This window comes from Bradyrhizobium sp. SZCCHNR1053, assembly GCF_032381235.1.
In the GTDB taxonomy this organism is placed as follows: Bacteria; Pseudomonadota; Alphaproteobacteria; order Rhizobiales; family Xanthobacteraceae; genus Bradyrhizobium.
Genome location: NZ_JAUHJM010000002.1, coordinates 62,593 through 76,027 on the forward strand (window position 1 = coordinate 62,593; position 13,435 = coordinate 76,027).

Below are 13,435 nucleotides of genomic sequence, written 5' to 3' on the forward strand. Positions count from 1 at the left end.
AGGCGCCGGATCGCCGGCGGCTACTTGCAAATCCCCTTCAGCGCCCGCCACTCCTCCGGGCTCAGCAGCGGCGGGCCGCTCGGCGGCCGGTCCTCGGCGCGCATGCGGGCGAGACGGTCCTCGCTGAGCGGATGGCTGGCCCACAGCGACGGGCGCTTGCCGTCCTCCTTGCCGGTGATGCGAAACAGCAATTCGCCCATCGGGCGCGTCGGCCGTCCGAGCTTGTGCATCACGTCGATCGCGAAACCGTCCGCCGCCGCCTCCGCCTCGCGCGAATAGGACGCATTGATCATGGCCCGCGAGGCGAAGATCGCCGCGCCCGCGCCGGTGACGTCGCCGAACAGCAGGCCGATCAGGAATGAGCTGCCGCCATTGTGGATCAGCTGCCGCAGGTTGTCGCGGTGCTTGAGGTGGCCGAGCTCATGCGCCAGCACGCCGGCGACCTCGTCGGGGTCATTGGCCTTGTCGAGCAGCCCCCTGAACAGGAAGAATTGCCCGCCCGGCAACGCGAAGGCGTTGGGGATCGGCGTGTCCAGCACCTGCGACGCGATGCTGTCGTCGAGGCCGGCGGGGCGGCTCAGCGCCGTGACCAGCTTGGCGAACGCGGCCTGCCCGGCCGCCTCGCTGCAAAGCTTGTCGCCGAACACGGTCTGGATCTGCACCACGGCGGCCTCGCCGAGATGCCGCTCCATGGTCGGTGGCACCAGAGGCGTCAGCCGATCGGATGCGAACGGAATCACCACCAGCACGACGGCGACGATCGAGGCGACAGCGGCCAGCGACCAGCCGACGATGCGCGCGATGGCGCCGCGGGTCATCCTGTTCTGGTCGATGTGGCTGCAGCGCGCGATCAGCTCGGCCGACAACGCCGCGTCGCGGATCTCCAGCCGTGCCAGCGGCGACGCCGACAGGCAGCTCACGCGCAGCGTGCCGCTCGGCCCATCGACGCGGCGGATGTCGGCATAGGGCCAGGAGACGAAATTGTCGGCGCTGCGCATCACGAGCTGATTGGCGAAGCCGATCGTGACCGTCTGCCGCCGGTTGGACAGGCCGTCGAAATAGACCCCAGGGCCGCCGAGCGGAGCGGCCGGCTCGACCGGCGTGGCGGCGGCCGGCGCAGCAGCGGCCACCTGCCCGGGATCAGAATCCGGCGACGTCGAGTCCATCGGCAAATCCTTCGCCGAGCGCGCTGGCCAGATCGCCCCTGGCGGCGACATTGGCCATGGCCTCGATGCCATGCACTTGAACCGACTGCAGCACGGTCGCCCACATGTCGCGCACCAGATAGAGCCGCATCACGACGTTGAGCGCCAGGATCCAGGCGATGTAGCCCAATCCGACCAGCACCAGCATCGGCACGTTGTCGGACAGCGCCTGCGCCTGAGGCCGGCCGTCACTCCCCGGCCCCAGCAATCTGAGCATCAGCGCGGCGACACCGCCGAAATAGGCGCTGGAGGCGATCGACAGCAGAAACCACCAGCCGATCACCTTCCAATAGAGACCATAGAACGCATTGCCGGGCAGGTCCGATTCCAGACGCACGCCGCCGAAGCGAATGCCCGACAGCCACCAGCGCCACTCGATCGCTTTGAACTGCGCATAGACGAACGGAAACAACGGAAACAGCAGCAGCGCAAACGGCGCGATGACCCACAGATACCAGGCGCGCTTGAAGAACTCCCAGCCGCGTCCCTCGAAGTCGCCGCTGAGATCGCCATAGTGCGAATGTCGCATCTTGTAGCGCTCGAGCGCGGCGGCGCGCCACGGCCAGGCCAGCCCCAGCGTGACCACCGTCAACAAGGTCCACAACATGGCGCGCCCGGCATAGGCCCAGCCCGAACCCGTCATCCAGAACCGGATGCCGCGCCAGACCGTGCGCGTCAGCCGGTAGCGGCGCGCGCGGAAGATGGCGAACTGGCCGAAGGCGTAGAAGGCGATCACCAGCGGCACGCTGGCGAAGCCCTGGTAGCGCTCGGCCTCGACGCCGATGAGGAAATAGGCGAGATAGATCGGGACCAGGATCGCCATCGCGAACAGGAAGCCGATCAGGAGCTCCTTGCCGCGCCCGGTATATTCTGCGGCATCACCGTCGACAGCCGTGTTGACCCAGAGATGCCGGCGGATGTCGGTCGCGAGCCAGAACCGGTAGAAGCCCAGTGTGATCAGTTCGATGGCCGCCCCGCGGCTGACCAGCCGGAAGAACTCGCCACGCGCACCTGAGAAGGTGGCGGTGAGAGGCGGAAGCGGCGGCAGCTGCTCCGGAACGTAACTCATCTGGTTCACGGCTCAGGGCCTCCGACACACGCAAAAGATCTACAATATACCTCGATTGTTCGTCGCCGGGACGACTCCGAGGTTCGACGTATTTTCTACGCAAGTCGGCCGGAAAAAAACACCGGCCTCGACGAGGATGACTAAAATATCTGCATCCGGCCGGTTGGCGAACGCATGTCCCGCATGCGCCAACCGCTTGGTCGGCACCTCAAGACGTCTTGTCGAACAATTCCCGCCCGATCAGCATGCGCCGGATCTCGCTGGTGCCGGCGCCGATCTCGTAGAGCTTGGCGTCGCGCAGCAGCCGCCCGGTCGCATAGTCGTTGATGTAGCCGTTGCCGCCGAGCAGCTGGATCGCATCGAGCGCACATTGCGTCGCCTTTTCGGCGGCGAACAGAATCGCGCCCGCCGCGTCCTCGCGCGTGGTCTCGCCGCGATCGCAGGCCTTGGCCACCGCATAGACATAGGCGCGCGCGGCGTTCATCGTCGTGTACATGTCGGCGACCTTGCCCTGCACGAGCTGGAAGGTGCCGATCGGCTGGCCGAACTGCTTGCGCTCATGCACGTAAGGCAGCACAGCGTCCATGCAGGCCTGCATGATGCCGAGCGGACCTGCGGCGAGCACCGCGCGCTCGTAGTCGAGGCCACTCATCAGCACGTTGACGCCGCGGCCGACCTGCCCCAACACGTTCTCCTCCGGCACCTCGCAATCCTCGAACACCAGCTCGCAGGTGTCCGAGCCGCGCATGCCGAGCTTGTCGAGCTTCTGCGCGGTCGAGAAGCCCTTCATCCCCTTCTCGATGATGAAGGCAGTGATGCCGCGCGGGCCGCCCTGCGGATCGGTCTTGGCGTAGACCACCAGCGTTTCCGCGATCGGACCGTTGGTGATCCACATCTTGTTGCCGTTGAGGACGAAGCGATCACCCTTTTTGTCGGCGCGCGTCTTCATCGACACCACGTCGGAGCCGGCCTGCGGCTCGGACATCGCCAGCGACCCGACATGCTCGCCCGAGATCAGCTTCGGCAGATATTTGCGCTTCTGCGCCTCGTTGCCGTTGCGGCGGATCTGATTGACGCAGAGATTGGAGTGGGCGCCGTAGGACAGGCCGACCGAGGCCGAGGCGCGCGAAATCTCCTCCATGGCGATGCAGTGCTCGAGATAGCCGAGGCCGGCGCCGCCATACTCCTCCTCGACGGTGATGCCGTGCAGGCCGAGCTCGCCGATCCGGGGCCAGAGATCGCGCGGAAACTGGTTGGAGCGGTCGATCTCGGCGGCGCGCGGCGCGATCTGCTCCTGCGAAAAGCTCGCCACCGTCTCGCGGATCGCGTCCGCGGTCTCGCCGAGATCGAAATTGAACATGCGCTGCGCGTTGGCGATCATGGGGGCGCCCTCCTGCTAGTCTTCTGCTTTGCAACAATCGCTCAAAGCCATATTCCGTGACGTGACGCTTGTCACGCCCGACGTCCGGACAAATACCAGCGTTGCGACGCAAGACCGGCCCGGCGGCCGCACTCCGCACTTGCCCCGCGCTCCCGGGCAGGATGTAATCGCGCCCGACATCGCCGGACAGCTAGAATCCGGCCATCAGGGAGACGTCCATGCACGGGACCACCACGACGGCCGAGGCACAGCGACACGCCGCAGCAGGCGACCGCGTCAACGACGCGGCCGCCAGTCGCGCCGCATCGTTGCCGCTCGCCGAATTCGACCCCGGTCATCCGGAGTTGTTCCGTACCGACACGCACTGGCCCTATTTCGACCGGCTGCGTCGCGAGGATCCGGTGCACTACTGCAAGGAGTCGATGTTCGGCCCCTACTGGTCGATCACCCGCTACGACGACATCATGGAGATCGAGACCAACCACGCGGTGTTCTCCTCGGCGTCCGCGCTCGGCGGCATCACCATTCGCGACGTCGACCCCGACCTGCGCCGCGAGAGCTTCATCGCGATGGATCCGCCGCGCCATGCCGCGCAGCGCAAGACCGTGGCGCCGATGTTCACGCCGACACATCTCGACGAGCTCGCGATCAACATCCGCAAGCGCTCCGCCGAATGCCTGGACAATCTGCCTGTTGGCGAGGTGTTCGACTGGGTCGATCGTGTCTCGATCGAGCTGACCACGCAGATGCTGGCGGTGCTGTTCGACTTCCCCTGGGAGGACCGCCGCAAGCTGACGCGCTGGTCGGATATCGCGACCACCATCCCGGGTCCGGACGGGCTGGTCGCGACCGAGGATGAAAGGCAGGCCGAGCTGATGGACTGCGCGCGCTATTTCGCGCGGCTCTGGCAGGAGCGCGTCAACCAGCCGCCGAAGAGCGACCTGCTGTCGATGATGGCCCACAGCGAGGCGACGCGGAACATGGATCCGAAGAACTTCCTCGGCAATCTCGTGCTCCTGATTGTCGGCGGCAACGACACCACGCGCAACACCATGTCCGGCAGCATCTATGCGCTCAGCCGGAACCCGGATCAGTACCGCAAGCTCAAGGATAACCCCGCGCTGATCGACAGCTTCGTCCCCGAGGTCATCCGCTGGCAGACCCCGCTCGCCCACATGCGCCGCACCGCGCTTTTCGACATCGAGTTCCGTGGCAAGCAGATCAAGAAAGGCGACAAGGTCGTGATGTGGTATGTCTCGGGCAACCGCGACGAGGCCGCCATCGAACGCCCCTACGACTTCATCATCGACCGTATCAGACCGCGTCAGCATCTGTCGTTCGGCTTCGGCATCCACCGCTGCGTCGGCTTGCGATTGGCCGAACTGCAACTCAAGATCATCTGGGAGGAAATCCTGAAGCGATTCGATCATATCGACGTGATGGACGAGCCAAAGCGGGTCTATTCGAGCTTCGTGAAGGGATATGAGACATTGCCGGTGCGGATTGCGGCTAAGTTGTATTGAAGACGAATCGGGTCCGACACGAACGGTCCCGTAGGGTAGGCAAAGGCGGTCGCGCATCGCGCGAACGCTGGGCCCACCATCTTTCGATTGGCGCGAAACGCGGTGGGCACGCTTCGCTTTGCCTACCCTACGCGTCCTGTTCGCGACGACAGGCGAGCAGACTTATGACTTGTCTCGATTGTCGAGCGACTGTTTAGCAAAGGACGACCCCCATGACCGCCCAGGCCGCGCTTCGCTCCGATAAGGCCGATCTGCTGCGCGACGCGCGCCTCGAGGCCTATTCCACCCCGATCGAGGACTTCCATCCTGGCGCACCACGGCTGTTCCAGAACGACACGATCTGGCCGTGGTTCGAGCGGCTGCGCAAGGAGGCGCCGGTGCACTACTGCACCAAGGCGCCAATCGAGCCCTATTGGTCGGTGACGCGCTATCACGACATCATGCATGTCGACACCAACCACGCGATCTTCTCCTCGGACGTCAGCAATGGCGGGATCATGATCCGCGACGTGCCGCCGGGCTATGAGTGGCCCAGCTTCATCGCGATGGACGAGCCTGTTCATGGCGAGCAGCGCAAGACGGTGTCGCCGATGTTCACGCCCGACCATCTCGACCAGATGGCGGTGCTGATCCGCGAGCGCTCGGCCAAGGTGTTGGATTCGCTGCCGCGCAACGAGACCTTCAACTGGGTCGAGAAGGTCTCGATCGAGCTGACCACGCAGATGCTGGCGACCCTGTTCGATTTCCCGTTCGAGGAACGCCGCAAGCTGACGCGCTGGTCCGACGTCTCGACCGCGCTGCCCAAAAGCGGCATCGTCTCGTCGGAGGAGGAGCGCCGCCGCGAGCTCGGCGAATGCGCCGAGACCTTCGGCCGGATGTGGAAGGCGCGCCAGGCCGAGCCTGGCCGCGACCTAATCTCGATGATGGCGCACAGCGAGGCGACGCGGCACATGACGCCGGACAATCTGATGGGCAACCTGATCCTGCTCATCGTCGGCGGCAACGACACCACGCGCAACACCATGACGGCCTCGGTGCTGGCGCTGAACGAGAACCCGGCCGAGTATCAGAAGCTGCGCGACAATCCGGCGCTGATCGAGACCATGGTGCCTGAGGTGATCCGCTGGCAGACGCCGCTCGCCCACATGCGCCGCACCGCGCTGGTCGATACCGAGCTCGGCGGGAAGACGATCAAGAAGGGCGACCGCGTCGTGATGTGGTACGTCTCGGGCAACCGCGACGGGGAGGTGATCGAGAATCCGGACGCCTTCATCATCGACCGCAAGCGGCCGCGCATCCATTTATCATTCGGCTTCGGCATCCATCGCTGCGTCGGCATGCGGCTCGCCGAGCTGCAGCTGCGCATCGTCTGGCAGGAGATCCTCAAGCGCTTCGACCGCATCGAGGTCGTGGGCGAGCCGAAGCGGGTCTATTCCAGCTTCGTCCGCGGCTATGAATCGCTGCCGGTGCGGATCCCGGGGTGAGTTCCTGTTACTCCCGCCACTCCACATGACGATCGCGTGGTCGGCCACATGGGGCCTCATGGTTCGAGACGCGCCGCGAGCGGCGCTCCTCACCATGAGGGTGGGGAGCCGCGCAGCGGCGTCTCGAACCATGAGGCCTCCCCAGCCGAACCACGAGGCCCTAGGCTGCCTATGAGAATCCGGCATGGCGGGTTGAACGAGATTCAATGGGCTTCGACGGTCGTTTCTGGCTAAATCATCCGCTGCACCATCGGTGCTCATGAACCTCAGGACGCCATAATTTCAGGACGCCATGGCCGCTTCCGACACGCCCACCACCGACTGGCCGCTCGCCATCTACGAGGCGCTGAAGGCGGCTGACGTCCGGCAGCTCTGCTACGTCCCCGATGCCGGCCATTCCCGCCTGATCGGCCTCGCCCATGACGATCCCGCGGTCGCCACCACGGTCCTGACCACCGAGGAGGAAGGTGTCGCGCTCTCCGCCGGCGCCTGGCTCGGCGGGCAGCGCGCAGTGCTGCTGATGCAGTCGAGCGGCGTCGGCAATTGCGTCAACATGCTGTCGCTGCTTCAGAGCTGCCGCTTCCCGTTCCTCTCCTTCGTGACGATGCGCGGCGAGTGGGCCGAGTTCAATCCGTGGCAGGTGCCGATGGGCAAGGCGACGCAGGCGGCCTTCGAGATCATGGGAGTCACGGTGTTCCGGCTGGAACGTCCCGAAGACGCCGGCGAGATGGCGGCCGCTGCAGCGAGGCTCGCGTTCGACAGCGACCAGCCGATCGCGGTGCTGATCTCCCAGCGCATGATCGGCGCCAAGAAATGGACGGAGAGCAAGTGATGAGCGCACCGCTCGATCGTCGCGCCGCGGTGACGGCCCTGCTCGCTGACCGCGGCGACCTGCTGGTCGTCGGCGGTCTCGGCTCGTCTTCCTACGACGTGTTCGCCGCCGGCGATCATCCGGCGAACTTCTATCTCTGGGGCGCAATGGGCGGCGCCGTCATGATCGGCCTTGGCCTTGCGCTGGCGCAGCCGTCGCGGCCGGTCGTCGTGATCACCGGCGATGGCGAGCAACTGATGGGGCTCGGCAGCCTCGCGACCTCGGCGGCGAAGCAGCCGAAGAACCTCTCGATCGTCGTGCTCGACAACGCCCATTTCGGCGAGACCGGGATGCAGATGAGTCATTCCGGGCTCGGCGCGAAGCTGGAGCTGATTGCCGCGGGCGCCGGCTTTCCCTCGGTGAGCACGATCGAAACGCGTGCCGCACTCGACGCCTTCCGGCCGAAGCTGCGCGATCGGCAGGGTCCGCATTTCGCCCGCGTGACGATCTCGACCGATCATGTCGACCGCGTGTTGCCGCCGCGCGACGGCGTTTTCCTGAAGAACCGCTTTCGCGGCCATCTCGGATTTCCCGTCAGCTAGAACGCGATCGCGGCGCGGGCGCGCCATGCCGCTGTGGCGGGGCCGGACGCGGGCGGCGTGGTCATTCCCTGCTTGCCAAGGCTGGCATGCTTCGTCATAGGCTATGACGAACAAGCATAGGGAGACCGCGGGGCCGCGCGACAGCGGTCCGCGGAGCAGCGCATGACCGAACACCATCCGCACGACGACTATGCCGACATCCGCGACGCGGTGGCAAAGCTCTGCGCCCAGTTCCCCGGTGAATATTGGCGCAAGCTCGATCGCGAGATGGCCTATCCGTCTGCCTTCGTGGATGCGCTGACGCAGGCCGGCTATCTCTCCGTGCTGATCCCCGAGGAATATGGCGGCGCCGGCCTGAAGCTGTCGGCTGCGGCAGCGATCCTCGAAGAGATCCAGCGCGCCGGCTGCAATGGCGGCGGCTGTCATGCCCAGATGTACACGATGGGCACGGTGCTGCGTCATGGCAATGCCGAGCAGAAGGCCAAGTGGCTGCCAAAAGTCGCAAGCGGCGAATTGCGGCTGCAGGCGTTCGGCGTGACCGAGCCGACCTCGGGCACCGACACCTCGTCGCTGAAGACCTTCGCCAGGCGCGACGGCGACAGCTACGTCGTCAACGGCCAGAAGATCTGGACCAGCCGCGCCGAATATTCCGACCTGATGATCCTCTTGGCGCGCACCACGCCGAAGGACCAGGCGCAGAAGCGCACCGACGGTCTCTCCGTCTTCATCGTCGACATGCGCGAGGCGAAGAAGGCCGGGCTTAGCATCCGCCCCATCCGGACGATGATGAACCACGCCACGACGGAAGTCTTCTTCACCGACATGCGCGTGCCGGCGGAGAACCTGATCGGCGAGGAAGGCAAGGGCTTCCGCTACATCCTCTCCGGCATGAATGCCGAGCGCATTCTGATCGCGGCCGAATGCGTCGGCGATGCCAAATGGTTCATTGCCAAGGCGACGACCTATGCCAAGGAGCGCGTCGTGTTCGGCCGGCCGATCGGCCAGAATCAAGGCATCCAGTTCCCGATCGCCAAGGCCTATGCGTCGATGCGGGCCGCCGAGCTGATGGTCAAGGAAGCGACCCGCAAATACGAGGCCGGGCTCGACTGCGGCGCCGAGGCCAACATGGCCAAGATGCTCGCCGCCGACGCGTCGTTCGAGGCGGCCAATGCCTGCATCCAGACCCATGGCGGCTTCGGCTTCGCCGAGGAATACGACGTGGAGCGCAAATTCCGCGAGACGCGGCTGTATCAGGTGGCGCCGATCTCGACCAACCTCATCCTGTCCTACGTCGCCGAGCACGTGCTCGGCATGCCCAGGTCGTATTGAGGTCCTGCCATGCTGCCGCTTGAAGGGATCATTGTCGTCGCCGTCGAGCAGGCGGTGGCCGCGCCGTTCTGCTCGTCGCGCCTCGCCGATGCCGGCGCCCATGTCATCAAGATCGAACGGCCCGAGGGCGATTTCGCCCGAGGCTATGACGCGGCCGCCAAGGGCCAGAGCAGCTACTTCGTCTGGCTCAACCGCGGCAAGGACTCCGTCGTCGTCGACCTTTCAAAACCGGAAGGTCGCGCCGAGCTGGAGAAGCTGATCGCCGGCGCCGACGTTCTCTTGCAGAACCTCAAGCCCGGCTCGATGGACAGAATGGGCTTTGCGCGCGAGCGGCTGCGCCAGGACTATCCGAAGCTGATCTGCTGCACCATCACCGGCTACGGCGACTCCGGTCCCTATGCCGACCGCAAGGCCTATGACCTGCTGATCCAGGCGGAGAGCGGACTGGCCTCGATCACCGGCGGCCCCGACGGTCCGTCGCGCGTCGGCATGTCGATCGTCGATGTCGCCACCGGCGCGACGGCACATGCCGCGATCCTCGAGGCGCTGATCAGGCGCGGCCGCACCAATGAGGGCGCCGATATCAGGATCTCGATGTTCGACGTGATGGCCGACTGGCTCACCGTGCCGCTGCTCAACGCGGAAGCCGGCAACGCGCCGAAGCGCATCGGCCTCGCCCATCCCTCGATCGCGCCCTATGGCGTGTTCACCTCGAAAGACGGCAAGGACATCCTGATCTCGATCCAGAGCGAGCGCGAGTGGAAGACGCTGTGCGCCAAGGTGCTGGACCAGCCGGCCCTGCCCGACGACCCGCGCTTCGCCAACATGGTCGAACGCGTGCGCAATCGTGCGCTGACCGACGGCATCGTCGCCGAGCGCTTCGCGGCATTGTCGCGCGACGCGCTGCTGGCCAAGCTCGCCGCGGCCGACATCGCCTTCGCCGAGGTCAATAGCATGGCGGATCTCTCGGTCCATCCGCATCTGCGGCGCATCGAGGTGGACACGCCGAACGGCGTCGTCAGCTATCCCGCGCCGGCGGCGATCGTGGTCGGCGAGGACAGGCATTACGGCGCCGTGCCCGCGATCGGCGAGGCCGCTTCGCCCCATCAGCGCAAGGGATGATCATGACGGACACGCTCGATCTCGACCATCTCCGGCAATGGGTCGGCCGCAGCGCCGAGGCGACCGACATCGTCACCGCGCAGCTCACCAAGGGCCTGCGCGCGACGCTGTTCCAGGACATCGGCGAGCCGACAACCGGCGACATCGCGCCCTACACGGTGCATTGGTGCCTGGGCCAGCCGGTGTTTCCGCACGATCAGCTCGGCCCCGACGGCCATCCCACCCGCGGCGGCTTCCTGCCGCCGGTACCCTTGCCGCGCCGCATGTGGGCGGGCGGCGAGGTGCAGTTCATCGATCCCTTGCGCGTCGGCGATGTCGCCACCCGCGTCTCGACGATCTCAGACGTCACCCTGAAGAGCGGTTCGACCGGCCAGCTCTGCTTCGTCGCCGTCGAGCACGTCGTGACCACGCCGCGCGGCGTCGCGATCCGCGAGCGCCAGGACATCGTCTATCGCGACATGGGCGGGGCGCAGGCTGCGCCGGCAAAAGCGCCGCCGCCTCCACCGGTCGCGCAGCACAGCGAGACGCGTGTCTCCGATGCCGTGCTGCTGTTTCGCTATTCCGCCCTGACCTTCAACGGCCATCGCATCCATTACGACCGCGACTACGTCACCAGGGTCGAGGGCTATCCCGGACTGATCTTCCACGGCCCGCTGCAGGCCGCGCTGCTGGTCGAGTTCGCCGCTAGGCTCAAGGGCAAGCCGCCGGCCAAGTTCGCCTATCGCGGCGTGCAGCCTTTGTTCGAGGGCAGCGCGTTCTCGGTGAATGCGAATGACAAGGATGGCGGCCTGGAGCTGTGGACCGCCAACGCCGAGCGCCAGCCGACGATGAAGGGCACCGCGAATTGGTGAAGTCGGTCTCGTCAATGCGAGCGAAGCGACGCAATCCAGAGTTCCACCCGCGACTCTGGGTTGCTTCGTCGCTTCGCTCCTCGCAATGACGGTCATTCGAGGAAACGCCGTGCCAAAAACCACAAGAACAACAACCAAACCGGTCACCGTCAAGCAGGCCACGTTCGAACTGCTGCGCGCGTTCGGCATCAAAAAAGTCTTCGGCAATCCCGGCTCGACCGAGCTGCCGTTCCTGAGCGACTGGCCCGACGACATCGACTACGTGCTCGGCCTGCAGGAGGCCAGCGTGGTCGGCATGGCCGACGGCTATGCCCAGGCGACGCGCAATGCCGGCTTCGTCAATCTGCATTCGGCGGCCGGCGTCGGCAACGCGCTCGGCAACATCTACACCGCGCATCGCAACCAGACGCCGCTGGTGATCACCGCCGGCCAGCAGGCGCGCGCGATCCTGCCGCTGCAGGCCTTTCTCTATGCCGAACGCCCGTCCGAATTCCCGCGCCCTTACGTCAAATACAGCGTCGAGCCGGCGCGGCCCGAGGACGTGCCGGGCGCGATCGCCCGCGCCTACTACACCGCGATGCAGCCGCCGTGCGGGCCGACCTTCGTCTCGATCCCGATCGACGACTGGATGCATCCGGCGCAGCCGATCACCGCCCGCAAGGTGAGCCGCGAGCTCGGCCCCGATCGCGCCGCCATGGACGAACTGGTGAGCGCACTTGCCGCCGCGAAGAATCCCGCGCTCGTGGTCGGCCCCGGCATCGACCGCGCCGGCTGCGTCGAACTGATGGTCGAGGTCGCCGAGAAGGCCAAGGCCGCGGTCTGGGTCAGCCCGTTCTCGGCGCGCTGCGCGTTCCCAGAGCGCCATCCGCAATTCCAGGGCTTTCTGCACGCCTCACCCGGACAATTGTCCGACGCCCTGAAGCCGCACGACCTCGTCGTCGTGTTCGGCGCCCCGGTGTTCACCTTCCATGTCGAGGGCCATGCCGCGATCTTCGACGGCGTCACCACGCTCTATCAGATCACCGACGATGCCGAAGGCGCCGCCGTGCCGCCGATCGGCACCAGCATCATTGCCACCATGCGGCCGGCGCTGGAGGTGTTGCTGGAGTTGCTGCCGGAGACCAGGCGCGCGGCGCCGAAGGGCCGCGTGCTGCCGGCCGCGCCGAAGCCGGCCGATCCGATCCCGGTCGACTATCTCCTGCATGCGCTGGCGCAGGCGCTTCCGGCGGGCAGCGCCGTGGTCGAGGAGATCCCCTCGCATCGGCCGGTGATGCACAAGTACATGCCGATGCCCGGCGCGGATTCGTTCTACACGATGGCGAGCGGCGGGCTCGGCTACAGCCTGCCGGCGGCGGTCGGCTTGGCGCTGGGGCGCACCGCGGGCCGCACGGTGTGCCTGATCGGCGACGGCTCGGCGATGTATTCGCTGCAGGCGCTGTGGACCGCCACGCAGCGCAGGCTGCCGCTGACGGTCGTCGTCATCAACAATTCCGGCTATGGCGCGATGCGCTCGTTCAGCCAGGTCATGCAGGTGCGCAACGTGCCCGGGCTCGAGCTGCCCGGCCTCGATTTCGTCAAGCTCGCGGAAGGCATGGGCTGCGATGCAGTGCGCGTGAGCAATGCCGCCGAGCTCGCCAGTGCGCTGACGCGAGCCCTCGCACATGCCGGCACGAGCCTCGTCGAGGTGATGGTCGACGCCGCGGTCCCGCTGCTCTACGCCCGGAAGGGCTGATCCGACGTTCGCACAGCGGACGACTTGTCAATCATGACATATGCGACAATGCGTCGCATCTTCAATGGCGGCAGCATGGCTCGCCGCGAAATGCTCATCGGCCCGCCGCAACCGTGCAACCGGCGTACCGACGGCAACCGCTTGTTTCAAAAGCTTTCTGTTCCCCTGCGCCATCTCGTCGCGGCCGGCTCGCCGCAAACATCGCGAAATCCTGCCGTCAGCTTGCAGGCGGACGCCTTGCTGCTTGCAAGGTCCGACCATGCTGCAAGCCAAAATCATTTTCAAAAGGTTCCATCATCCAATCCAGCGTACCAAGGGAGTTGAGC

Annotated in this window: 12 protein-coding genes; 9 read left to right on the forward strand and 3 right to left on the reverse strand. The window is 66.0% G+C overall.

The genetic code is table 11. The features are described from left to right. Positions 1-20: 20 nt before the first annotated feature. The 3 genes from QX051_RS05250 to QX051_RS05260 form a co-directional block, all read right to left on the reverse strand. Positions 21-1,166 carry a M48 family metallopeptidase gene (locus QX051_RS05250; protein WP_315775357.1) on the reverse strand — a complete coding sequence of 382 codons (1,146 nt, stop codon included), beginning with the start codon at positions 1,164-1,166 and terminating at the stop codon, positions 21-23. Then, positions 1,141-2,274 (reverse strand): DUF898 family protein, encoded by a 1,134-nt coding sequence (locus QX051_RS05255; RefSeq protein ID WP_315775837.1) that lies wholly within the window; start codon positions 2,272-2,274, stop codon positions 1,141-1,143. The genes QX051_RS05250 and QX051_RS05255 overlap by 26 nt, the downstream gene beginning before the upstream one ends. Before the next feature lie 208 nt (positions 2,275-2,482). Then, entirely contained in the window at positions 2,483-3,655 is a 1,173-nt protein-coding gene (locus QX051_RS05260; protein WP_315734243.1) for an isovaleryl-CoA dehydrogenase, read from the reverse strand. Positions 3,656-3,873: 218 nt separating this feature from the next. On the opposite strand from QX051_RS05260, the gene QX051_RS05265 reads away from it, so the two are divergent. The 9 genes from QX051_RS05265 to QX051_RS05305 all read left to right on the forward strand — a co-directional run bounded on the left by QX051_RS05265 (position 3,874) and on the right by QX051_RS05305 (position 13,433). Further along, positions 3,874-5,178 carry a cytochrome P450 gene (locus QX051_RS05265; protein ID WP_315775358.1) on the forward strand — a complete coding sequence of 435 codons (1,305 nt, stop codon included), beginning with the start codon at positions 3,874-3,876 and terminating at the stop codon, positions 5,176-5,178. 212 nt (positions 5,179-5,390) lie between these two features. Then, positions 5,391-6,662, forward strand: coding sequence for a cytochrome P450 (locus tag QX051_RS05270; RefSeq protein WP_315775359.1), 1,272 nt, complete (start codon positions 5,391-5,393; stop codon positions 6,660-6,662). Positions 6,663-6,954: 292 nt separating this feature from the next. Further along, positions 6,955-7,494, forward strand: a complete 540-nt coding sequence (locus tag QX051_RS05275; protein WP_315775360.1) for a thiamine pyrophosphate-binding protein — start codon at positions 6,955-6,957, stop codon at positions 7,492-7,494. Continuing rightward, on the forward strand, positions 7,494-8,075 hold the full coding sequence (locus tag QX051_RS05280; protein ID WP_315775361.1) for a thiamine pyrophosphate-dependent enzyme: 582 nt from the start codon (positions 7,494-7,496) through the stop codon (positions 8,073-8,075). The genes QX051_RS05275 and QX051_RS05280 overlap by 1 nt, the downstream gene beginning before the upstream one ends. Before the next feature lie 162 nt (positions 8,076-8,237). Then, complete coding sequence (locus tag QX051_RS05285) at positions 8,238-9,404, forward strand: acyl-CoA dehydrogenase family protein (RefSeq protein ID WP_315775362.1); 1,167 nt, start codon at positions 8,238-8,240, stop codon at positions 9,402-9,404. 9 nt (positions 9,405-9,413) lie between these two features. After that, positions 9,414-10,526: a CaiB/BaiF CoA-transferase family protein gene (locus QX051_RS05290; RefSeq protein ID WP_315775363.1), complete on the forward strand. Its 1,113-nt coding sequence runs from the start codon at positions 9,414-9,416 to the stop codon at positions 10,524-10,526. Positions 10,527-10,528: 2 nt separating this feature from the next. After that, on the forward strand, positions 10,529-11,377 hold the full coding sequence (locus tag QX051_RS05295; RefSeq protein ID WP_315775364.1) for a MaoC family dehydratase N-terminal domain-containing protein: 849 nt from the start codon (positions 10,529-10,531) through the stop codon (positions 11,375-11,377). An 85-nt stretch (positions 11,378-11,462) separates the two neighbouring features. Next, a complete protein-coding gene (gene mdlC, locus QX051_RS05300; RefSeq protein WP_409998066.1) occupies positions 11,463-13,109 on the forward strand; it encodes a benzoylformate decarboxylase in 1,647 nt (548 codons plus the stop codon). A gap of 33 nt (positions 13,110-13,142) precedes the next feature. Further along, on the forward strand, positions 13,143-13,433 hold the full coding sequence (locus QX051_RS05305; RefSeq protein WP_315775366.1) for a hypothetical protein: 291 nt from the start codon (positions 13,143-13,145) through the stop codon (positions 13,431-13,433). The last annotated feature ends 2 nt before the right edge of the window (positions 13,434-13,435 follow it).

Excerpts from the sequence above, each read along its gene's own strand:
- QX051_RS05250 (WP_315775357.1), bottom strand. The coding sequence starts at position 1,166 with ATGGACTCGACGTCGCCGGATTCTGATCCCGGGCAGGTGGCCGCTGCT.
- QX051_RS05255 (WP_315775837.1), bottom strand. The coding sequence starts at position 2,274 with ATGAGTTACGTTCCGGAGCAGCTGCCGCCGCTTCCGCCTCTCACCGCC.
- QX051_RS05260 (WP_315734243.1), bottom strand. The coding sequence starts at position 3,655 with ATGATCGCCAACGCGCAGCGCATGTTCAATTTCGATCTCGGCGAGACC.
- QX051_RS05265 (WP_315775358.1), top strand. The coding sequence starts at position 3,874 with ATGCACGGGACCACCACGACGGCCGAGGCACAGCGACACGCCGCAGCA.
- QX051_RS05270 (WP_315775359.1), top strand. The coding sequence starts at position 5,391 with ATGACCGCCCAGGCCGCGCTTCGCTCCGATAAGGCCGATCTGCTGCGC.
- QX051_RS05275 (WP_315775360.1), top strand. The coding sequence starts at position 6,955 with ATGGCCGCTTCCGACACGCCCACCACCGACTGGCCGCTCGCCATCTAC.
- QX051_RS05280 (WP_315775361.1), top strand. The coding sequence starts at position 7,494 with ATGAGCGCACCGCTCGATCGTCGCGCCGCGGTGACGGCCCTGCTCGCT.
- QX051_RS05285 (WP_315775362.1), top strand. The coding sequence starts at position 8,238 with ATGACCGAACACCATCCGCACGACGACTATGCCGACATCCGCGACGCG.
- QX051_RS05290 (WP_315775363.1), top strand. The coding sequence starts at position 9,414 with ATGCTGCCGCTTGAAGGGATCATTGTCGTCGCCGTCGAGCAGGCGGTG.
- QX051_RS05295 (WP_315775364.1), top strand. The coding sequence starts at position 10,529 with ATGACGGACACGCTCGATCTCGACCATCTCCGGCAATGGGTCGGCCGC.
- mdlC (WP_409998066.1), top strand. The coding sequence starts at position 11,463 with ATGACGGTCATTCGAGGAAACGCCGTGCCAAAAACCACAAGAACAACA.
- QX051_RS05305 (WP_315775366.1), top strand. The coding sequence starts at position 13,143 with ATGACATATGCGACAATGCGTCGCATCTTCAATGGCGGCAGCATGGCT.